We start from the raw sequence: 20144 nt of genomic DNA, 5'->3' as shown, positions 1-20144 counted from the left end.
GATGGAAAATATCCGAGCGCGCGAAATCGAGAAAGAGAAGCATTTTGAAGAAATGGACGACACGGGTCACGACCGGCCTGGTGGCCGCGGGCATGGTCATCGCCGCACAGGCCGCGCCGGCGATGGCTGAGCAGCAGGCGGACACCACCACGGTCGCCGAATCGGAGGCCGACGACACCGGGGTCGAGGTCGAACTGACCGAAGAGGTCCCGGCAGGCGACGTCTCCGCGGCCTGCGGCGGCTGGCGTGGCGATTTCGCCGGCTACGGCAAGTGGAGGGTGTCCAAATCGGACTGTGCGTGGATCTCCTTGGATTCGAAGAAGAACCCGCAGCACCGGCGCTACAAGTGGCAGATCCCGCCGGGCAGCAACACCCGGGTCTGTGTCCACGCGCAGGGCCACTACTACAGCACTTCCAAGAAGAAGATGGTCACGAAGTGGACCACGGCGGGATGCGGCACGAGCGGCACCGTTGTCGTGCGCTGGTCCGGTATCCCGAAGAAGAACGGTGGCTACTACGGCCACGCCGGCTACCCCAAGGTGCGGGCGAAGGTCCAGCCGGGCTTCGGCGGCGCCGCGTACAGCTGGAAGTAAATCGGCTCGCGTCGGTATGGCACCAAGGCCACGCCGGAGGCGTGGTGAAGGCTCCCTTCGTCGCATCAGACGCGGCGAAGGGAGCCTTCGGCCCACTCGCAACCGTCACTGCGGCACCGGCTAGCGCAGGCCGATCTCGGTGAGCAGGGCCCGCGCCTTCTCCCCGTGATCGTCGGCCGTGCCGGTGTCGCCGGTGACGGCCGCGCCGCGTTCGATCCCCTTGTGCGCCTGTGCCTGCTCATAGCGATCGCCCAGTTTCTCGGCGACCGCGAGCGCTTCGCGGTGCCTGGCGATCGAGCCCGCGGCGTCTCCCTTGCCGCCGAGCGCGATGCCGATTCCGTTGAGTGCCTTGACCTCGAACTCGCCCAAGCTGTTCCGGCGTGCGAGGTCCAAAGCCTCGCTCAGCTGCGTCAAGGCGTCGTCGTGTTCGCCCAGCCGCGCGAGCAACACTCCGATGTGGAGCAAGGCCTCGGTTTCCGGGAACCGGTAGCCGAATTCGCGTGCGGTGACGAGCGCCCGCCGGTAGTGGCCGAGCGCCTCGGCGGAGTGACCCTGCTGCTCGCGCACCGTGCCGAGGTTGCCGTAGGTCAGGCATTCCCCGACCCGGTCCTCGACCTCCAGCATGATCGCCAGTGCTTCGTCGAGGTACGTCGCCGCCTTGTCCCAGTCGCCGACGCGCATAGCGCTGTTCCCGAGATTGCCCAGCGCGCGGCTCTCGCTGGTGCGGTTGCCGGTCGCCCGGTGCACGAGCAACGCCTGCCGGTAGCAGTCCTCGGCCGCCGCGAAGTCACTGAGCCGGTCGAACGCGTTGCCGAGATTGTTCAGTGCCCGCGCCCAACTGGTCCGGTCACCGGCCGCGTCGTATCGCTCGAGCGCCTGCTTGAGCTGGTCGATGCTCTCCTGGTAGCGGTTGGAACGCAGGTAGACCGCACCGAGGCTCATATGCGCGCTCGCCTGGATCAGCGGGTCGGCGGCGCGGATCGCGATGCCGTGCACGATCTCCGCGTCGGCGAACAGCAACGCGTTGTACAGGTACCGGTTCAGGATCGGCGACATCATGGCCGCGTCCTCACTTCGGCCCTGTTCCTCGGCCAGCGCGGTGATGCCCACCAGGTTGTGCCGCTCGGCGTCCAGCCACTCGGTCGCCGCCGCGAGGTCGGCGAAGTCCGGTGCCGGAACGTCCGAAGTGGACACCGCGGGTCTGCGGTCGCGTTCATGCGGGGCGTAGCGGTCCATGGCACGGCTGGCGGTGTGCCGGTAGTAGCCGAACAACCGCCCGAGCGCGGCCTGCCGCGCGGAAGCGGCGTCCACGTCCCGCGCCAGCCCCGCCGCGTAGAGACGGACCACGTCGTGCAGGCCGAACCGATCCTGGACTTGCCGCTGCACCAGGCTGCTGGCGACGAGTTCGCCCAGAAGTTCTTCCGCCGTACCCAGGTCCACCCCGGCGAGCGCGGCCGCCGCGCGCGTGTCGACGTCGCGGCCGGGATGGATCGCGAGGAGCCGCAGCAGCAGCGCGGCCTCGGCGGGCAGGTCCGCATAGGACAGACCGATGGCGTTCTCCAGCTCGTCCTCGACCCGCAGGCTGTCCCGGCGTTCCGCGAGCCGGGCGGCGTGGTCGCGCAACGTCCAGTCGCGGCGGTTCCGGATCCGGCCCGCCACCACCGTCAACGCGAGCGGCAGATGGCCGACCAGTTCGGCGATCCGCGCGGCGGCTTCGGTGTCCTCGGCGACCTCGGCCGCGCCGACCAGCCTGCGCAACACGTCGAGCGACTCGGTCCCCGGCAACGCTTCCAAGTGCACGGACCGCGCACCGGCCAACCCGGTCAACCGCCTTCTGCTGGTGATCAGCACGACGCCGCCCGGCCGGTCCGGCAGCAGTGGGCGCACCTGGTCGGCGTCCGCCGCGTTGTCCAGCACCACGACCGGGTGCCGGTCCGCGAGCAGCCGCCGGTAGGTCGCCTGCCGGTCCGCCGGACCGAGACGGTGGATCTCCCCGCCCGGCACCCCGAGCCGCCGCAGGAACTCGTCCAGCACCGCGAGCGGATCGGCGGGAGCGCGGTCGGCGTCGTAGCCACGCAGGTCCGCCCACAACCGGACCGCGACACCGTCCCGGTGTGCCAGCCGGTGTGCGGCACGGACGGCGAGGCTGGTCTTGCCGACACCGGCCATACCGTCGATCACCATCGGCGTCCACCGCTCGTCGCCGCCGGGATCGGTGATCGCGGCCAGCTCGGCGTGCCTGCCGACGAACTCGGTGCTGTCGGCCGGCAGCTCACCTGACACGGTCACCCATGACGAGTCCGCGGTGAGCCCCGCGATCACCTGACACACCTGCCGCCACCGGGCCACCACCGCCTCGTCGGCGGTGAGCGCGCGCACGATGTCCGCGACGAGGTCCGCGTCGACCCGCCTTCGCCCCGGCCGCAGGCAGCGGTAGACCGTGTTGAACACCGGCAGATCGGGGTTTCCCGCCGCCCGCCGCCCTCGCACGACCCGCCGGTGCAGCTCCCGGTAGGACACGCCGTACCAGCCGCGCAGCGTGTTCAGCCGGGCCGCCAGCTCGTCGAACGAACCGGCGCCCAGCGGCTCCGGCGGCACGTCGCCCACGTCCGTTCGGTCGGGATTCACGATCGGGAAGGGTAGTCCGTATGGTCGATCGGCACTGTCCGAATGGAAGAGATCGCCGACCATCGAGTTCGCCGATCCGGCCCATCGGTCGTTGCTCTCGACTAAGGTCGACCGGCATTCGGTTCGCGTGTCCAGGGGGTTCCCGTGACGGAGGAGCAGCCGCCGAGCCCGATCGGAGCCCGGTCGTACGATGAGCTCTCGCAGCGGCTGAGGCAGGCGTTGGCGTGGGCGGGGTTGTCCCACCGGGAACTGCACCGGCGGGTGCGGCGCCTGCGCACGGCCCGCGGGACGGCCGATCTCCCCGCCTACAACACCGTGTATCGCTGCCTGTTGCCCGGGCGCAAGCGGCTGGACGTCGAGCTGGTCGTCGACATCGCGGCCGTGCTGCTCGGCATGGACGTCGCGGCGGAATGGCGGCAGGCGCACCGCGTGATCACCGGAGACGCCATCGAGGCGGCCGTGATCAGCGTGGCCGATCACCTCCCCGGCGGGACCGGCAGGTTCGTCGGCAGGCAAGCACAGCTGCGCCAGGTGTTGGAGGCCGAGCCGGAGGACGCCGGTGTGTGGGCGATCTCCGGAATGGCCGGGGTCGGCAAGACCCGGTTCGCCGCCGAGGTCGCGCGGCTGCTGGCCGAGCGGGACCGCTTCGCCGACGTGCGGCTGGTGGTGAATCTACGCGGCTTCGACGCGGATCTCCCTGCCGCCGACCCGGCCGCTGTGCTCGAAGGCTTCCTGCGCCGGCTCGGGGCGTCCGGTGGCGAGATCGGCTGCCTCACCCTCGCCGACCGCAGCGCGCTGTTCCGGCGGCTGCTGGACGGACTGCGCGCGCTGATCCTGCTGGACAACGCGGCGTCGGCCGACCAGGTGCTGCCGTTGCTGCCCGCCCTTCCGACCTGCCTGGTGCTGGTCACCAGCAGGCGCCGCCTTGCCGAGTTGACCGATGCCCGGCACGTGGCGCTCGACGTGTTCACACCGGAAGAGTCGGTCGAGCTGCTCCGCGACGGGATCGGCGATGAACGCGTCGACGCCGAGCGGGGCGAAGCGGCCGACATCGTCGAACTGGTCGGCCGGTTGCCGCTGGCCCTCGCACTGGTGACCCGGAGGCTGGCCGCCTCGGACGAATGGACGATGGCCGACCACCGGGACCGTCTCGCCGACCTGCGGACCATGCTGCGGCTGGACGACGGGGTCGAAGTCGCGTTGCGCACGTCGTACGACGAGCTGACCGAACCGGACCGGATCCTGCTCGGCTTGCTCGCCACGTATCCAGGACGCGACTTCGACGACCACGCGGCGGCGGCGCTGGCCGGCGTCGAGGTCGGCGTCGTCCGCCGTCAACTCGGCGACCTGGTGGCGGCCAACATGGTCACCGCGCGCGCGTCCCGGTTCGAACTGCACGACCTGGTCCGGGTGTTCGCCGAGAAACGCGTCCGGGAAAGCGTCCAAGCCCGCGTTCGCCGGACCGCGGTGGGACGGCTGCTCGACTTCCAGCTGGCCACCACCCGCACCGCGCTCGTCACCTGTTATCCGCATGAGGCGGAGCGGTGGGAGGACCTGCCCACACCCGCCGCGCGGGCTCTCGTGTTCGACGGGGCGGACGAGGCGATGGCGTGGCTGGACGCCGAACGGGTCAACCTCGTCGTCGCGTCCGGCTGGGCGTTGAGCGAAGGACGTGACGAGCACGTCACGCGGCTCGCGTGCGTGATGACGAGCTATTTCGAGGCCCGCGTGCACGTGAGTGACGCACTCGCCCTGTTCGGCAACGCCGTCCGGGTCGCGTCCGGTGTCACCCGAGGGCACGTGCTGAACGGGCTCGCCATGACCCATTGGCAGCGGGGGAACGCGGCCGACTCACTCGCCGTCCTGCAGGACGCGATCAAGGAGTTCGACGCCGCCGGTGAATCCGATTACGTCCTCAACCTGTCGGGGAACGTGGGCCTGTTGCTGGCCGGTCTCGGTGATTATCGCGCCGCGTTACCCTGTTTCCGGCGGGCACTGGAATTCGCCGTCGCCCGGAACAACGAGTCGTTCCGGGCACGGCAGTTGTGCAATATCGGCGTCGCCGAGATGCGACTGGGAAATCATTCCGCCGCCGTCGATCATCTGTCCCAGGCCCTGGACGCGACCAGGGCGAGCGGTGACCGACTCTGTGAATGCCGGACGCTCGACGGTCTCGGCACCACGTTCCGGCGTATGGGAAACGACACCGAAGCCTGGGCCTGTTACGAACAGGCGCTCGACGTGGCAAGGCAGACGCACAACCGGGCCGACGAGGGCAAGGTGCTCAACCATCTCGGTGTCCTGCTCGTCACCGCGGGGCGGTTCGACGAGGCGTTGACGCATCACCGGCAGGCCATCGATCTGGCCAAGGAGATCGGCAGCCGGGAAGGAGCGCTGGCCGCGAGCACCGACCTGGCGGCCACCCTGCTCGCCGCCGGGCGGGCGGCCGAAGCCGTGCGCTGCCTGCAGCAGGCGATCGACTCGGCGAACGCGGCGGACAGCCGCTACGAACTGGCCAGAGCCCAAAGTGGACTCGCCGACGCACTGTTCGCCGTCGGTGATCCGGTCGCCGCGCGGAAACACTGGCAGACCGCGCACGCCGCGTTCACCGAGATGGGCGTGCCGGAGGCGGCCTCCTCGATGGCCTCGCCCCTGCCAAGTACATGAAGGCCCCCTTCCTTGCGCCTAGGTACAGGAAGGGGGCCTTCATGTACCTCAGCGGTACAACGCGGCTCAGCGCGACCGGACCGATCAGTTTCCCGCGCCGCGACCGTCTGTACGGGTGAGATCAACTCACTGGAGGCTGACGTGCGGAAACTGACCTTTGGCATGAACGTGACCCTGGACGGCTACATCGCCGCGCCCGGCGACGACCTCGGCTGGAGCGGGGGTGACGGACCGGATTCGTCGCCGGGCGACGAGCTGTTCCAGTGGTGGTCCGACCGGGTCGCCGCGACGGGCCTGGCGCTGTACGGGCGCAAGCTGTGGGACGCGATGAGTTCCCACTGGCCGACCGCCGACCGGCAGCCCGGCGCCACGCCGGCGGCGATCGAGTACGCCTGCCGCTGGCGGGACATGCCCAAGGTGGTGTTCTCCTCGACGACCGCCGCGGTCGACTGGAACACCCGCCTGGTCACCGGCGACGCGGTCGCCGAGATCACCCGGCTCAAGGCCGAGGACGGCGGCCCGATGGACATCGGCGGCGCGACCCTCGCCGGGGCGGCCATGCGGGCCGGGCTGATCGACGAGTACGTGCTGGTCACCGTGCCGGTCCTGGTCGGCGGCGGCACGCCGTTCTTCACCGCGCTGGACGGCTGGGTGAACCTGTCCCTGGCGGAGACCCGGACGTTTCCCGGCGGCGTGGTGCTGACCCGCTACGAGACGAGGCGCTGACGTGCTCACAGGGTCGCGGGCAGGCCCAGCCACGGCTTGCCGGTGGCGTCGAAGCCGGTGAGCTCGGCGATCTTCCCGTCGGCGACGCGCAGAACCGCGATGGCGAACAGCCGGTACTCCGGGTCTTCGGGGGTGCGCAGGTACAGCGCGGCGGCCGGCATGCGGTTGACCGTCGTGGCGATACCGCGCCAGTCGTCGTGGCCGCGCTGGAAGAGCCCGCCGGAGACCCAGCCGTCCACCGCGTCCTTGGCCGTCGTGGTCGTGGTGCCCGCCTCGGGCAGCATCGCGAAGCGCAGGTCTTCGCGCAGCAAGGCCGCCAGCCCGTCGAGGTCGTTGCGCTCATGAGCCTCGATGTACGCCTTCACCACGCCACGTTCGTCCTTCGACAGCTCCGCGCCCCGCCAGTCGAGACGACGGTCGGGCAGCCGCCCGCGCATCGTCACGCGCGCCCGTTGCAAGGCGCTCGTCACCGACGCGACGGTCAGCTCGAGGGCGTCGGCCGTCTTCGACGCCGGCCAGCCGAGGACGTCGCGCAGGACGAACACCGCCCGTTGCCGAGGCGGCATGTGCTGGACCGCGACGATGAACGCCAGCTCGATCGTCTCCCGCGCCACCACCGATTCCTGCGGATCCTCGGGGAGCATCCGGTCGGGATACGGCTGCAGGTACAGCACCTCGGAATCCTCCAAGGTGCGGTCCTTGCGCTTCTCCAGGAAATCGAGGCAGGCGTTCGTCGCGATCCGGTAGAGCCAGGTCCGCAGCGCCGCGTTGCCCTTGAACGACTCCCGCTTGTGCCACGCCCGCAGGAACGTCTCCTGCGTCAGGTCCTGGGCGTCCTCATAGTTCGCGAGCATCCGGTAGCAGTGCACCTGCAGCTCACGCCGGTGGCGCTCCGTGACGAGCGCGAACCGCGCGGGATCGCCGGAGCGGACCACCTCGAGGAACGTGGCCGCGTCCGCGCCGGGCGACCTGGCGTCGGTCATGGTCGTCAATTCTGCCCGTCGCCCATGGCGGCCGGGTCGTAGGCCAGCAGTTCCCAGCTGTGGCCGTCCAGGTCGTCGATGGCCCGGTTGTACAGCCAGCCCATGTCCTGGGCCGCGCGCGGCTCGGTGGCGCCCGCGGCCAGTGCCGCCTCGACCAGGCCGTCGACCTCTTCGCGCGACCCGGCGGCCAACGCGTTGATCACCTCGATCGGACCGTCCGTCATGGGTCGCTTGGTGAACGACGCGAACGTTTCGCGCGTCATCAGCTGCACCAGGATCGTGTCGGCGAGCACCACCTGGACCGAGGTGTCACCGCTGAAATCGGGGTTCACCGTGCCGCCCATCGCCGTGTACATCTTCGTGCTCGCCTCGATGTCGGCGACCGGCAGGTTGACGTAGATCTGTGTGATGGCCATGTCTTGTCCTCCAGTAGGTCGGTGTGTCACCACGAAACCTACGGGTGCACCGCGACCTCGGTCTTGTACAGAAGCGACAGCACCTCGTCCTCGCTCGCGCGCCTGAGCTGAGTGGCCGTGCGTCCGGTGAACCGCGTCAGCGAGCGGGCCAGATGCGGCTGGTCGTGATACCCGACCCGCTGCACGACCTCGATCGCGGCCATCCCCTGCCCCAGCAGCATCACGGCCTGCCTCGCCCGCTCGATCTGCCGGATCGCGCCCTGGGTCAGCCCGGTCGCCGCGGCCACCCGCCGCTGCACCGACCGCGGGGTGACCAAAGTGGGCACTTCGCCGCGGAGCACGTCGGTGACCAGCGGGTCGCGGATCAGCAATCCGGCACGGACCAGGCGATCGACGAAGACGTCGGCGTTGTCGTAGCCCGGGGTTTCCCACTCCTCGCCCTGCAGGACGAACGAACGGGCCGTGGTGTGCGGGCTCGTCACGGCGGTGTCGACCAGTCCCGAAACCGGCATCGGCGCCAGGTACGCACCGTGGCGGAAGATGATCCCGAGTGTTTCGCCCTCGCCCGGGCCCAGGTCCAGCACCGTGGGACTCGTCTCGGGGCCGCGCACCGCCACATGCGTCTCGCCCCGGTCGCGCCACACCACGAGCTCCCAGTTCGAGTTCGCGATGGACCGCATCCGCGACGGCGTCACGGCGGCCTGACCGGCACGGTAAATCCGCTCCACGTAGGGAGAATCGGACGGTCGCTGCTCGACGCCATCAAGGCTCACGGCAAGAAGCTAGCACCGGCACCGGTCCAAAGGTGGTACCAGCGCTACCGGCCGGCGTCGGGCAACCGCCACCGCGGTTCGGGGGGCTGACCCGATGGTCATCGGCGCGACCGACGACAAGGCTGGACTTGATCGATCCGAAGTCCTCGAACAAAGGAAAAGCATGTCGAAGGTGGCGACCCTACGCCGCAACCTGGTCCGTGCCGCCGCTGTCACGCTGGCGGGAGTGTTCTGCGCGATCGCGGTGCCCGGCAGCGCCGACGCCGTGGTGAACGGCAAGAACTCCACCGAGCGCTACGAATTCATGGCCTCGATCCCGGAGGTCGTGCCCGAAATGAACAACGCCAAGGGCGTCTGCGGGGCCGTGCTGGTGCATCCACAGTGGGTGGTGACCGCGGCACACTGCGTCGACCCGGAGAACAACCCGGCCAGGCCGGAGGGCACCGTGCGCATCGGCAGCGAACGGCGGACGTCCGGCGGCACCGTCCGCACGATCGACCGCTGGGTCCGCCACCCGGGCTATCAGCCGGGCGCGCCGAACAAGAACGACATCGCGCTGGTGCGCCTCGACCGTCCGGTCTCCGAACGGCCCATCCGCATCGCCGACCGTCCCGGCCGCCCCGGCACGCCGACCCGCTTGATGGGCTTCGGCACCACGGTCGACACCGCCGACTTAAACAAGGTCGTGTTCCCCGAACGGCTCCAGCAACTCGACACCCGCATCGGCGCCGTGTCCGAATGCTCGCCCGGCTACGCGGACTCGACCCGGCTGTGCACGGTGAGCCGCAAGCGCGGCGCGATGGCGTGCATGGGCGACTCCGGCGGACCGCAGGTCCAGCGCGGCTGGGGCGGCCGATGGGAGCTGATCGGCGTCACGTCCGGCCCCGGTGACGACGACGTGCCGTGCGCCAACGGCCCCGGTCTCTACACCAGCGTGCCCGCCTACGCCGGGTGGATCCACCGGACCATTCACGGGCAGCGCTGATCTTTCGTTGTCAGTCCGATGGTGGGCTGAGTGGGGAGGATTCAGGACGTTGAGCGTCCCCAATCCTCCCCATTCACCTTCGCCTCACCGCGATCTCCGTCAACGTGCGATGACAAACCTTCCCTGTACGCCCCAACGGCAACTCAGGAAGCGCGATCAACAGCTCCGGCATCTTCGCACCGGCGAGCCCCCTGGTGGCAAGAAACGCCTTCACCTCGGCCAACCCCAACGAGTGTCCATTCCGGACAGACGCGCACGCGCAAAGCCGTTCCCCCAGAACGCTGTCCGGCACCGGAACACAAGCGACCTCGCTGATCGCGGGATGCTCCCCCAGCGCGAGTTCCACCTCGGCCGGGCTGATGGTGTACCCGCCACGGATCACCACCCGTTTCCGCCTGCCGGTGACGTGGAGCCTGCCCTGGTCGTCGAACCGGCCGTTGTCCCCCGTCCGCACCCAGCCCCCGTCGAGCCGGTACGCCGCGTCCAGTTCGGGCGCGCCCACGTAACACAGCGGTGTCATGGGGCCCCGCGCGCAGATCTCGCCGTCGACGAGGCGTATTTCGCATACCGCCGGATCCGGGACCCCGACACCGTTTTCCGGCATCGTCGTATGGCAGTTGACCCCGTCCGACGAGCCGTAGATGTCGATCATCTCCACGCCGAACCGCCGGCGACAGGCGGCGCGCGTCGAAGGTGGCAGGGTGTCGCCGCTCGACACGATGGCCACGAGCCCCGAGGTGTCCACGGCGGTGGGGTGTTCGACCATGCGCCGCCACATCGCGGGCACACCGAAAACGTGGGTCGGCCGGTGCTCGGTGATCAGCCGGAGGGCCGCTCCGGCGTCGAACCGGCGGGTCGAGATCAGCGTGCCGCCGAGGCGGCAAAGGGTCACCGCGACACCGAACGAGCCGAACCCCGAAGTCAGGGAGACGAGGACCAGGTCTCGCGGCACCGCGGTCTCACCGTGGACGGCGCGGACGTAGTTGGCCCGGCCGCCGGCGAAGGCGTTGTGCGAGTACGCGATCATTTTCGGTTCCGATTCCGAGCCGGACGACACCAGGATCCGGGCCGGAGCATCGGGGTGGACGTCGGCGACGCGGCTCGGCTTCGACGAACCCGAGACCTTTCCGCCCTCGATGACGAAGCGGACGCCCGCACGTTCGAGCAAGCCGTCCGCCCCGCGTGGCAGGGGCAAGACCACGGCGCCGAGCGCGAGGATCGCCAGTTCCGCTATCACCGCGGCCCGCCCGTCGGGTTCCCGCACTCCGGCGATGTCCGCCGAGCCGCATCCGGCGGCCGCCAAGCGGGCGGCCATCGCCCGCACCGCGACGTCCAGCGTCATGTAATCGAGCGTGCCCTCGTCGTCGATCACGGCCGTCCGAAGTGGACGTTCGCGCACCCGGTCACGGAACAACGAGTACAGATCACGGTCCGGGCAGTGTCCACATCGGACCCATTCGCGACGTACCCCGGCGGGCACGAGGTCACGCAGGACGACCCCGGTCTCCGACACCCAGATCATGACGTGAATTCCCACGGCGACCCGACCAGCGCGCAATCGGTCTGGATGAGGGCGCGGGAGAAGCGCGGATCCGCGCCGAGCGCGGCGAGGTCGTCGCACACCGGAACCGACAGCGGCCGATCGCATCGACGGCCGGCGCCCGCGTTGAGCCGGTACGCCGCGGACAGGAGTGACGACGCGGCCCGCGTGGCGCCGTGGGCCAGGCCCGTCACGATCCCGTGCGCGCACACGATTCCGCCGAAGACGTCGACGATCGTCATCAGCGACGACGGGACCCCCGCATACGCCTGGACGACGAAATCCGTGCCCACCGGTGGTTCCGGCCCCAGTTCCGTCCCCCAGCCCGACGCGTGCGCGTATAGGATCCCCGGCCGGGCCCGCGCGAGATCGAGCGCGCTCAACGACCACCGCTCCGCCTTGCCCGGCGCCCAGTTGTGCAGGAACACGTCGGCCCCGGCGGCGAGTTCGAGCAGATGCCGCCTGCCGTCCGGGGTGTTCAAGTCGATTTCGACGACCTCCTTGCCGTCGTTGAGCGCGCGGAACCTGGCCGAGGTGTGGCCGGCGATCGGCGGAACCCACCGCAGCGGATCGCCGCCCGGCGGCTCGATCCTCAACACCGTCGCGCCGAGGAGGCGCAACAGGTGACCCGTGAGCGGGCCCTGGACCCGGCGGCAGGATTCGAGTACGACCAAGCCGGACAACGGAAGCGGCTCCACCGCCCGCGCCGGACGGTATCCGCGGCCCTCCCCGCTGACGACGAACGCGGGAGCCCGATCGAGCGGCCCCTCCGCCGTCCGCACCAGCGTCATGCCCGTCAGAAGGGCGACCTGTTCGAGCTCTCCGATCGGCCGTGTGGCAAGGGCTTCCCCCAGCTGCGGCGGCAGCGGACAGGTCGCGGTCGCGAAGCGGTGCAGGAACGGATGCCAGCCACTCGAAATCGCCCGCGTATCGACTTCGAGCGTCGTCCAGAACCGTTGCCAGACCGCCGGTTCGAGGGTCTCGATCTCGAACGGGACACCGTCGGCCGAGTGGAAGGGCGGCCCGCCGGGGACGAACGGCTCCTGATGCCCGTCCTCGGTCGTCGCCGCCGCGAGATATTGCGAGATCGCCAGCAACGCCGCCTGTGCCAAGGAAGTCGACACACCGCGCAGCGGGATGCCCCGGCCACGCGCGAGCTTCAGCGACACAGCGCCCAGTGCGGAGAGCTCGGCCGCGAGGATGGACGCGTAGTCGAGGCCGAGCCGGGTCGGTTCGCCGAGGCTCCGGCCGTGCACATGCATGATGCCGCAGGCGGCTTGGACGTCGAGCTCGCCGGCCAGCGGCAGATCGATCGGCCCGGCCACCGTCACGGTGTCCAGCGCGGTGATCATGCGGGCCGCCTGCCCCGCACCGAGTACACGACACACGACGACGCCCGGAACCCCGGATCCCGCATGACCGCACGCACTTCGGCGAGCTCGGCGTCGGTCATCCCCGCGGCGACCAACCGGTCCCGCAGGTGATGTGTGTGGTGGATCAGCAACTCCAGACCGGGCGATCCGGCGCGCCACGGGAAGACCGACGGCACCGGATCGACGTCGACCAGCCCGGCGGCGACCATGGACGCGGCCGCGCGACGGCCCCACGTGCCGTCCCCGCCCGCCATGGAGAACGCTTTTTCCTTGGCCGACAGGAAAGTCTCGTAAAGGTTCGCGGCCATCGCGTCGGGCGCCAGCAGGACCGGGCCGTAGGAGATGTCGAACTCGTCGATCTGCATCCACCCACCCGGTTTCAGCGCGCGGACGAGTTTACGGAGCACGGCCTCCCGCTCGGGCAGATGCTGCAACACCAACCGGGTGTGGACGAGGTCGAACTCCGCCTGGGGCAAGGGATCGTGGACGACGTCGTGCCGAAGCACGGTCAGTCCCGGCGCGGGCGCGATGTGGTGGGGTTTGATGTCGGTCGCCAGCACCGTGCCGGTCGGCGCGACCCTGGCGGCGAGCCACTGGGCCACACCGCTGCCGCCCGCGCCGACCTCGAGACAGGACCAGCCCGCCCCGACACCGGTCCCCGCCAGCCGCGTGAAGGTGACCGGGTCGTACGCCGCGGAGAGACAGCGATGCTGCTCGACGGCGTGCCCGCTGTCGTTGTCGAACGCGTAGGCCGTGCTCACGTCCACCTTCCCGAACCGTGCGTCGCGGCCGTGCCGGTCAGCCGTGCCAGCAGTTCCAGGCGCCGTACCTTCCCCGTCCCGGTTCTCGGCACTTCGTCCCACGAGAGCACCACGGGCTCTCCCAGCGGCGGCAGGTCGAGCACCGCTTTCCGCCATTCCGCCGCGTCCAGCCCGTCGTCGGTCACGACGACCGGGATCGGCGCGCGCCCGGCCGCGGAGAGCACCACGCATTCGGCGATGGAGGGAAGGCGGTCCTCGATCGCGTCCTCCACCGCGAGGCAGCTCATCCCCGGCACGCTGTCGACCTCGCGATCGAGCAGCGTCACCGCGCCACCGCGGTCCACCACACCGAGATCACCGGTGTTCCACCACTTCCCGTACACCTTGGCCTCCCACCGGTCCTGTTCCCCCACGTACGCCACGCATCGCGCGCGCGTGCGGGCCAGCAACAGCCCGGCGGTGCCCCGCGGCACCGGTTCGGCGGTCTCCGGGTCGACGGCCCGCAGCCGGGCGAGACCCGGCAACGGCCTGCCGAGATCACGGGTGGTGTGCGCGGTACGTCTCGTGAAGAACCGGAACGACAGCGGCCCCGTCTCCGATTGACCCCAGCCCTGCATCCACAGTGGACACCTCCGGCCGCTGGCGTGGAGCATCGTCCGGATCACCGGGGGATGCACGGCGTCGTAGGTGCTGACGAACCTCCGCACCCGGAGGAACGGGTTCTCCGGCGAGTTCGCGAGCGGCCGCCAGCGCGCGTACGCCGACGGGAGGGCTTCGATGACGGTCGGCCGATGACGCCCGAACATCGACGGAGCCGAAGTGGGATCGCTCAGGATCACGATCTCCCGTGGCGCGAGGCACAACGCCGACGCCGTCCAGCAGAAGGTCCGGCCGTGCGCGTACGCGCTGGCGTTGGCCAGCACGTCGTCGCGCCGGAGACCGAGGACGGGCCAGCGGATCGCCTCCGGGCGCGCCAGCCGGTCGATGATCGTCCGGGTCGTGTGGACCACCAGCTTCGGCGTCCCGGTCGTGCCCGAGGTGTGGCAGATGAGCAGCGGATCGTCGGGGTGCCTCCGGTGCACCGCGGGCGGCGGCGCGGCGGCGAAGTCTTCGACGCGCAGGATCCGGTCCGCCCGCAGGGAAGGCCGGTCGGTGACCAGCACCGCCGGGCCGAGACGGCGCAGCAGGAGCTGCACGGTGTCGTCCGGCAGCAGGCCGGACAGCTTCGCCGGAACGGCCCCGATCCGTACCGCGGCGCAGGCGAGCAGGTCGTAATCCCAGTGGCCGCGTTTGACGATGGCCACCCGGTCCCCCGGCTTCACCCCGGATTCGGACAACCATCCCGCGGCGTCCCGCACCAGCCCGGCGAGCCCGGCGACCGGGTACGCCGTCCCGCGCTCCGGGGCGATGTCGAACGGCCGGTCGAGATACACCCACGTCCGGGCGCTCTCGCACTCGTCGAACAAGGTGCCCATGTCGTGGGGCTTCATCGGGTCCGTTCCTTCGCCGGGCGAGCGGCCAGCCGTCGCGCCGCCCGCAGACCGGAGCGGACGGCCGACTCGCTGCACGGGCTCAGGAACACCCAGTCCCCCGCGTAGTCGACGACACCACGACCGAGCCCCGCCTCGAACCCGGCACGCAAGGCCAGCGCCCGAGGTGTCGCTTCGGGCGCCGCGTGGCGCACCCGCCGGACGATCGCACGGCGGGTCGCCGACCGCAGACCGGGGACGAGCGGTTCGGCGGCGCCGGTCAGCCGGCTCGCCACGTCCTCGTCGGAGGCGTCCAGCAGGTCCGGCACCACGGCCGGATGGGCCATGAGCGTGACCAGCCCGCGGCCCTCCGGCGCGCGGCCGGGATGTTTCAAATGGTCGAAGATGACCGTGGACACCGTGCCGTTCTCGGCGGTCGGCACCACCAAGGCGTAGTCGGGGCCACCGAGCGGGCGCTCGAGAAGCAGGTGCGCCTTGACCACCGGCGTGAACGAACACTCGCGGAGAAAGGCCGAGCCGTGCCCGGGGTGGAGCCTGGCCGCCACCGGGGCGGGGACGGCCAGCACGACCGCCCGCGCGCTGATCTCCCGCGTACCGCTGAAAAGGCGTGCCGAGGAACCGTCGTCCACGACCTCGTCGACGCGGAACCCCGTGGTGACGTCCGTTTTCGCGGCGAGGGCACGGGCGAAGGTGTCCATGCCGTCGCGATACGCCCGCCAGGTCGGCGGTGGCCCCACCGCCGTGAACAGCGCGAGCAAGGGCGCCGCAGCGGACCGGGCCGGATCCCAGCCGAAGAAACCGGAGACGATGGGCTGAAGCAGGTACCGCATCAGGTCCGGGTGATGCGGTGCGGCGAACTCCGCGACGGTCGCCCCGCCCAGCCTCGAACTCTCCGGACGTTCGGTGTCGAACGTGCCCCTGATCAGCCGCGCCGCGTCCCACCGCGCCCGGAGGGACAACCCTGCTCCGGTGACCAATCCCCGCGTCTGCGCGACGCCGGACCGGGCCTTGCCGCGCCACATCGCGATCCCCCGTCCGATCGGGGGCGCCGCGGCCGGCCCGACGCCCAGTTCCGCCAGCAGCCGCCAGGTCTCGTCGTAACCCCGCTCGGCCATCTGCTCGGCGCAGGTGTCGATCAGGTAGCCGTCCTCGCGCAGGGTCGTCATCCGGCCGCCGACCACATCGGCCGCCTCGAAAACCCGCGCCTCACGCCCCGCCTTGCCCAGCTGGTACGCGGTGGTGAGCCCGGCGACACCCGCGCCCACCACCGCCACGTCGACGTCGGTCACGTGATCACCACCAGGTTCACCAGGACGAGCGTCAGCACGGTGAGCCGGTGGATCCGGATGCCCAGCATCCGCGCCCGCAGGATGTCCCCCAGAGCGAAACCGAGCCACAGCTGCCAGCCGCGGGACACGATCGTGGGTACGAGCGCGAGCGGGAACCACCACGGGCCGCCGAGGGCGGGGACGGCGAGGATCAGCGCGAGTTCGGCCGCCGACACGCCGATCACGAAGAACATGTTGCCCCGCACCGAGGTCAAGGCGGCCACCGTCGGCCTGCCGACCCGGCGATCGCCGTCGACGTCGTTGGTATTGGAGTAGACGCCGAACAGCAACGGCCCCAGGCCGAAGAGCAGCGCCTGGGCGAGTGCGAACCCGGTGAACTCGCCGGTCGCGAGGCCGTACGGCGCGAGGACCAGCGCCCAGCCTAGCGCCGCGATGAAGAACTCCTGGAAGCCGTGATAGCTGAGCTTCACTCCCCAGGAGTACTGCAACGAGAAGAAGTAGGTGACCACGATCAGGACGACCGTCCACAGAGGACGATATGGCGCGATCGCGATGGCCGTGAGCCACAGTGCCGCACCGACGACACCGGTCGCCCACGCGAACCGCAGCACCTGGTCCTCGTTCAGCGTTCCCGCGACCAGCGGCTTCCGGTATCGCTTGCGGCGCGCGTCGTCCGGTGAGTAGTTCGTGATGTCGCTGCCGTCCCGGTAACCCGTGAGATCGTCCAGCGCGACCATCGCGGCGATCACGAACACCTCGCCGAGCAGGAACACCCCGACGGTCGCCAAGACCCCCGGATCGAACCTCGACATCGGCGCCAGCAACGTCCACACCACGACCACGCCGAGGTAGTAGTCGACGATGTCGAGCTTCGCGAGCCTGAAATACGCTTTGCCACGAGTGACGGCGAGGGTGGTCATCGCGGGTCGTCCAAGGCGATCAACGCGACGAACGACCGGTCGCCGCCGTAGTCCAGCTCACGTCGGTCGAGCAGGCGGGCGCCGGGAAGGAGGGCCAAGTACTCCTCCACGGTCCGCAATCTCGAGAACCGGCCGACCGGGATTTCCGCGTCCTCGTACTCGACGAGGACGAGATGCCTTGCCGCCGCGGCGATCGCCCGGCACGCGTCGGCGATCTCGTCGTCGTCCAGGACGTGCATCAGCACCCACACGCAAACGGCGACGTCGAACCGCTTGTCCTGCCAGGGAAGCCGCTGGACGGTCGTGCGCACGAAGTCCACTGTGGACAGATGTGCGCAGTTCTCCCTGGCCAGCGTGAGCATACGCGGGGTCATGTCGATCGCCGTCACCGCACGCGCGTGCGCCGCGATCGACGGCGTGAGCCTGCCCATCCCGCAGCCGATCTCCAGCGCGGATCCCACCTCGCCGAGCGAGTCCAGGAACCCCGTGACGAGCCGGATGGTGCGGGCGGTCGTCCCCGCCGCGAGTTCGGCGGGCTGGGAGGCGCGCATGACCCGGGTCAGCCCGGCCCGCTCCGCGCGTTTGCGCCATTCGTCGGCGACCTCGCTCGGCGCGGGGGTGCGGGTAACCTGCTGCATCACGACTCCTTCGCGAATCGGCACACCGCGTCCGCGATGCGTTCCACCTGCGCGTCCGTCAAATGCGGGTAGATCGGGATGGCCAGCGTCCGCCGCGCGGCCAGTTCCGCCGCGGGCCAGGCATCGCCCGGCCGGGTGTAGGGAGCGAACGCGGGTTGCCTCGGCAACGGCGCCGGGTAGTAGACGTGCGAGCCGATGCCTCGCGCCGCGAGGTACTCACGGAGTTCGTCCCTGCGCTCGCAGAGGAGCGAATAGACGTAGTAGCACCGTCCATCACGGGCGGGAGGCGGCGCGAGCACACCGCAGCCCGCCAGTTCGGCGAAACGTCCGGTGTAGTACTCGCCGATCCGTGCCCGGCGCCTCAGCCGCCGGGGCAACGTCGGGAGCCGGTACAGCTGGAACTCCGCCATGATCTCGTCGAACCGGCTGTTGTAGCCGATCCGGTGATACACGAACCTGGACTTGCCGTCCTGGCCGTGGTTGCGCAGCATCCGCACCGCCGCGCCGAGCCCGGCGTCGCGGGTGACGACCATTCCCCCTTCGCCCGGCATGCCGAACGTCTTGACCTGCACGAACGAGTAGACACCGGCGTCGCCCCACATCCCGGCGGGGGTACCCGCGAGCGTCCCGCCCTGGGCGACCGCGGAATCCTCCAGCAACCGCACGCCCGCGCCGGTGGCGATGCGGCGCAACTCCGGCATGTCCGCCATGACCGAGAACATGTGCGCCGGCATGATCACCTTGGTGCGCGGCGTGACCAGCCGGGCGACCGCGGCGGGATCGACGACCATCGTCCACGGGTCGATGTCGGCGAACACCGGCGTCGCGCCGAGCAGGGCCGGCGCGGCCGCGAGCGGAGCGCAGCCGAAGGCGGGCACGATCACCTCGTCCCCGGGGCCGACGTCCATCGCGCGCAGGACCAGCGTCAGCGCCGAGGTTCCGCTGCCGCAAGCGACCGCGTCCGCGGCGCCGACCGAGTCACGGATGGCCGCCTCGAAGCGGGCCGTGCGCTCGCCGAGGATGAATTTCTGCTCGGGGGCGAGACCGACCCGATGGACGATGTCCAGCAGTTCGGCACGGTCGTCGTCGAAGAGATCCGTCGGGAAGAACGGGAGGGTCATCCTCGCCGCCCGTGGTAGAAGTCGCGGATCGCGTCGCAGACCCGGTAGCAGTCCCCGGCGGGCATGTCCGGATACAGCGGTAGCGCGAGCGTGTGGCGGCAGGCGCGCTCGGCGTTCGGGAATTCACCCTTCCGATAGCCGAGGCCGTCGAAGCAGGGTTGCAGATGAAGAGGGGTCGGGTAGTAGATCTCGGTCTCCACACCCACCGCCGACAGATACGCCGCCAGGTCGTCCCTCGCGTCGACCTCGACCACGTAGACGTAGAACACGCTGTCCGCCCGGCGCTCCGGCAGCTTGCGCACACCCGCCACTCCCGCGAGCGCTTCGCTGTACCGGGACGCCAGTTCCGCGCGCCGGGCGATGTCGCTGTCGAGCGTGGTGAGCTTCGAGAGGAGGACGGCGGCCTGGATGTCGTCCATCTTGCTGTTCACGCCGGGAAGGCCGGTCGCCGTCGAGATCGCGGGGAAGTCGGCGATCGTGGCGCCGAAGCGGCCGTGGTGGCGGAGCGCGTCGGCGGTCGCGGCGATCCGGGCGTCGTCGGTGAGCACGGCGCCTGCGTCACCGAGCGCGCCCAGTGTCTTCGTCGGGAAGAACGACAGCACCCCGCCCGCGCCGAACAGGCCGGCGTGCGTGCCGCGGTGACGCATGCCGATGGCCTCCGCGCTGTCCTCGACCACCGTGAGGTCGAGGCGTCGCGCGACGCGAAGCACACCGTCGATGTCCGCGAGCCGGGAGAACAAATGCGTCGGCATGACGAACCGGGTGTGCTCCCCGGCGGCGTCCGCCACCGCGGCGGGGTCGATGCCGTATCCGTCCGCCTCGATGTCGGCGAAGACCGGCGTGCCACCCGCGAGCACGACCGAGGTCGCCGACGCCCCGAAGGAGAAAGCGGGGACGACCACCTCCTCGCCGGGCTTCAGGCCCACCGCCCGCAGCAGGAGGACGAGCGCGTCCGTTCCGCTGTTCACCCCGACGACGAATCTCGCGCCGGTGTACGCGGCCAGCGCGGACTCGAGTTCGGCCACCTTGGCACCGTGTGAATACTTGCCATTTTCGACGACTTCGAGAATATGTCGCCTGGTGCCGGCCCACGTTCGCTCGAATGTGGCCGATTGATTGAAGAAAGACACCGACAGCGTACCCACCTCCGGTGGTGTAGGAACCGTTTCCGAGCGTAGGACAGGCAATCCGCGCGTCCGCCCACGTTCGCACTTCCTGGTCAACCCGTGGCCGAACTGTTG

The 20144-nt window shown here is 70.2% G+C and carries 17 protein-coding genes; 4 read left to right on the top strand and 13 right to left on the bottom strand.

All coding sequences use genetic code 11. The features are described 5' to 3' along the window. The first annotated feature begins 44 nt into the window (after positions 1 to 44). Complete coding sequence (locus tag AMK34_RS38440) at positions 45 to 593, top strand: hypothetical protein (RefSeq protein WP_073848673.1); 549 nt, start codon at positions 45 to 47, stop codon at positions 591 to 593. Between the two features lie 120 nt (positions 594 to 713). Here the strand turns inward: AMK34_RS38440 and AMK34_RS38435 are convergent, their stop codons facing one another. Beyond that, the gene (locus AMK34_RS38435; protein WP_158073319.1) at positions 714 to 3221 is read right to left on the bottom strand and encodes a tetratricopeptide repeat protein; all 2508 of its coding nucleotides are present in this window, start codon (positions 3219 to 3221) and stop codon (positions 714 to 716) included. Positions 3222 to 3365: 144 nt separating this feature from the next. Here AMK34_RS38435 and AMK34_RS38430 point away from each other — a divergent pair, with 144 nt between their 5' ends. Further along, the gene (locus tag AMK34_RS38430; protein WP_073848672.1) at positions 3366 to 5888 is read left to right on the top strand and encodes a tetratricopeptide repeat protein; all 2523 of its coding nucleotides are present in this window, start codon (positions 3366 to 3368) and stop codon (positions 5886 to 5888) included. A gap of 141 nt (positions 5889 to 6029) precedes the next feature. Beyond that, positions 6030 to 6614 (top strand): dihydrofolate reductase family protein, encoded by a 585-nt coding sequence (locus AMK34_RS38425; protein WP_073848670.1) that lies wholly within the window; start codon positions 6030 to 6032, stop codon positions 6612 to 6614. A gap of 5 nt (positions 6615 to 6619) precedes the next feature. Here the strand turns inward: AMK34_RS38425 and AMK34_RS38420 are convergent, their stop codons facing one another. The 3 genes from AMK34_RS38420 to AMK34_RS38410 are packed head-to-tail and all read right to left on the bottom strand — an operon-like array spanning position 6620 to position 8786. Next, complete coding sequence (locus AMK34_RS38420) at positions 6620 to 7597, bottom strand: RNA polymerase subunit sigma-70 (protein WP_073848668.1); 978 nt, start codon at positions 7595 to 7597, stop codon at positions 6620 to 6622. A 5-nt stretch (positions 7598 to 7602) separates the two neighbouring features. Beyond that, complete coding sequence (locus AMK34_RS38415; RefSeq protein WP_038510762.1) at positions 7603 to 8013, bottom strand: VOC family protein; 411 nt, start codon at positions 8011 to 8013, stop codon at positions 7603 to 7605. A 38-nt stretch (positions 8014 to 8051) separates the two neighbouring features. Beyond that, positions 8052 to 8786: a helix-turn-helix domain-containing protein gene (locus AMK34_RS38410; RefSeq protein WP_038510760.1), complete on the bottom strand. Its 735-nt coding sequence runs from the start codon at positions 8784 to 8786 to the stop codon at positions 8052 to 8054. Positions 8787 to 8949: 163 nt separating this feature from the next. On the opposite strand from AMK34_RS38410, the gene AMK34_RS38405 reads away from it, so the two are divergent. Continuing rightward, positions 8950 to 9771 (top strand): S1 family peptidase, encoded by an 822-nt coding sequence (locus AMK34_RS38405; protein WP_073848666.1) that lies wholly within the window; start codon positions 8950 to 8952, stop codon positions 9769 to 9771. A 73-nt stretch (positions 9772 to 9844) separates the two neighbouring features. Here the strand turns inward: AMK34_RS38405 and AMK34_RS38400 are convergent, their stop codons facing one another. Genes AMK34_RS38400 through AMK34_RS38360 form a run of 9 tightly spaced genes read right to left on the bottom strand, consistent with a single transcriptional unit; the run spans position 9845 to position 20033 of the window. After that, positions 9845 to 11293 carry a class I adenylate-forming enzyme family protein gene (locus tag AMK34_RS38400; protein ID WP_073848665.1) on the bottom strand — a complete coding sequence of 483 codons (1449 nt, stop codon included), beginning with the start codon at positions 11291 to 11293 and terminating at the stop codon, positions 9845 to 9847. Then, positions 11290 to 12663 (bottom strand): CoA transferase, encoded by a 1374-nt coding sequence (locus AMK34_RS38395; protein ID WP_073848664.1) that lies wholly within the window; start codon positions 12661 to 12663, stop codon positions 11290 to 11292. The genes AMK34_RS38400 and AMK34_RS38395 overlap by 4 nt, the downstream gene beginning before the upstream one ends. After that, on the bottom strand, positions 12660 to 13451 hold the full coding sequence (locus AMK34_RS38390) for a class I SAM-dependent methyltransferase (RefSeq protein WP_073848662.1): 792 nt from the start codon (positions 13449 to 13451) through the stop codon (positions 12660 to 12662). The genes AMK34_RS38395 and AMK34_RS38390 overlap by 4 nt, the downstream gene beginning before the upstream one ends. After that, entirely contained in the window at positions 13442 to 14935 is a 1494-nt protein-coding gene (locus AMK34_RS38385) for a class I adenylate-forming enzyme family protein (protein WP_198941831.1), read from the bottom strand. Before AMK34_RS38385 ends, AMK34_RS38390 begins: the two co-directional genes overlap by 10 nt. Beyond that, a complete protein-coding gene (locus AMK34_RS38380; protein WP_073848658.1) occupies positions 14932 to 16224 on the bottom strand; it encodes a protoporphyrinogen/coproporphyrinogen oxidase in 1293 nt (430 codons plus the stop codon). Before AMK34_RS38380 ends, AMK34_RS38385 begins: the two co-directional genes overlap by 4 nt. Next, the gene (locus tag AMK34_RS38375; protein WP_073848656.1) at positions 16221 to 17144 is read right to left on the bottom strand and encodes a UbiA family prenyltransferase; all 924 of its coding nucleotides are present in this window, start codon (positions 17142 to 17144) and stop codon (positions 16221 to 16223) included. The genes AMK34_RS38380 and AMK34_RS38375 overlap by 4 nt, the downstream gene beginning before the upstream one ends. Beyond that, on the bottom strand, positions 17141 to 17782 hold the full coding sequence (locus tag AMK34_RS38370) for a class I SAM-dependent methyltransferase (protein ID WP_073848654.1): 642 nt from the start codon (positions 17780 to 17782) through the stop codon (positions 17141 to 17143). The genes AMK34_RS38375 and AMK34_RS38370 overlap by 4 nt, the downstream gene beginning before the upstream one ends. Continuing rightward, the gene (locus tag AMK34_RS38365; RefSeq protein WP_073848653.1) at positions 17782 to 18903 is read right to left on the bottom strand and encodes a DegT/DnrJ/EryC1/StrS family aminotransferase; all 1122 of its coding nucleotides are present in this window, start codon (positions 18901 to 18903) and stop codon (positions 17782 to 17784) included. Before AMK34_RS38365 ends, AMK34_RS38370 begins: the two co-directional genes overlap by 1 nt. After that, positions 18900 to 20033 carry a DegT/DnrJ/EryC1/StrS family aminotransferase gene (locus AMK34_RS38360; protein ID WP_073848975.1) on the bottom strand — a complete coding sequence of 378 codons (1134 nt, stop codon included), beginning with the start codon at positions 20031 to 20033 and terminating at the stop codon, positions 18900 to 18902. Before AMK34_RS38360 ends, AMK34_RS38365 begins: the two co-directional genes overlap by 4 nt. Between the last annotated feature and the right edge of the window lie 111 nt (positions 20034 to 20144).

This window comes from Amycolatopsis sp. CB00013 (assembly GCF_001905755.1).
In the GTDB taxonomy this organism is placed as follows: Bacteria; Actinomycetota; Actinomycetes; order Mycobacteriales; family Pseudonocardiaceae; genus Amycolatopsis; species Amycolatopsis japonica.
Note: the sequence above shows the minus strand (reverse complement) of the source record. Positions and strands in the feature narration are given on the sequence as shown.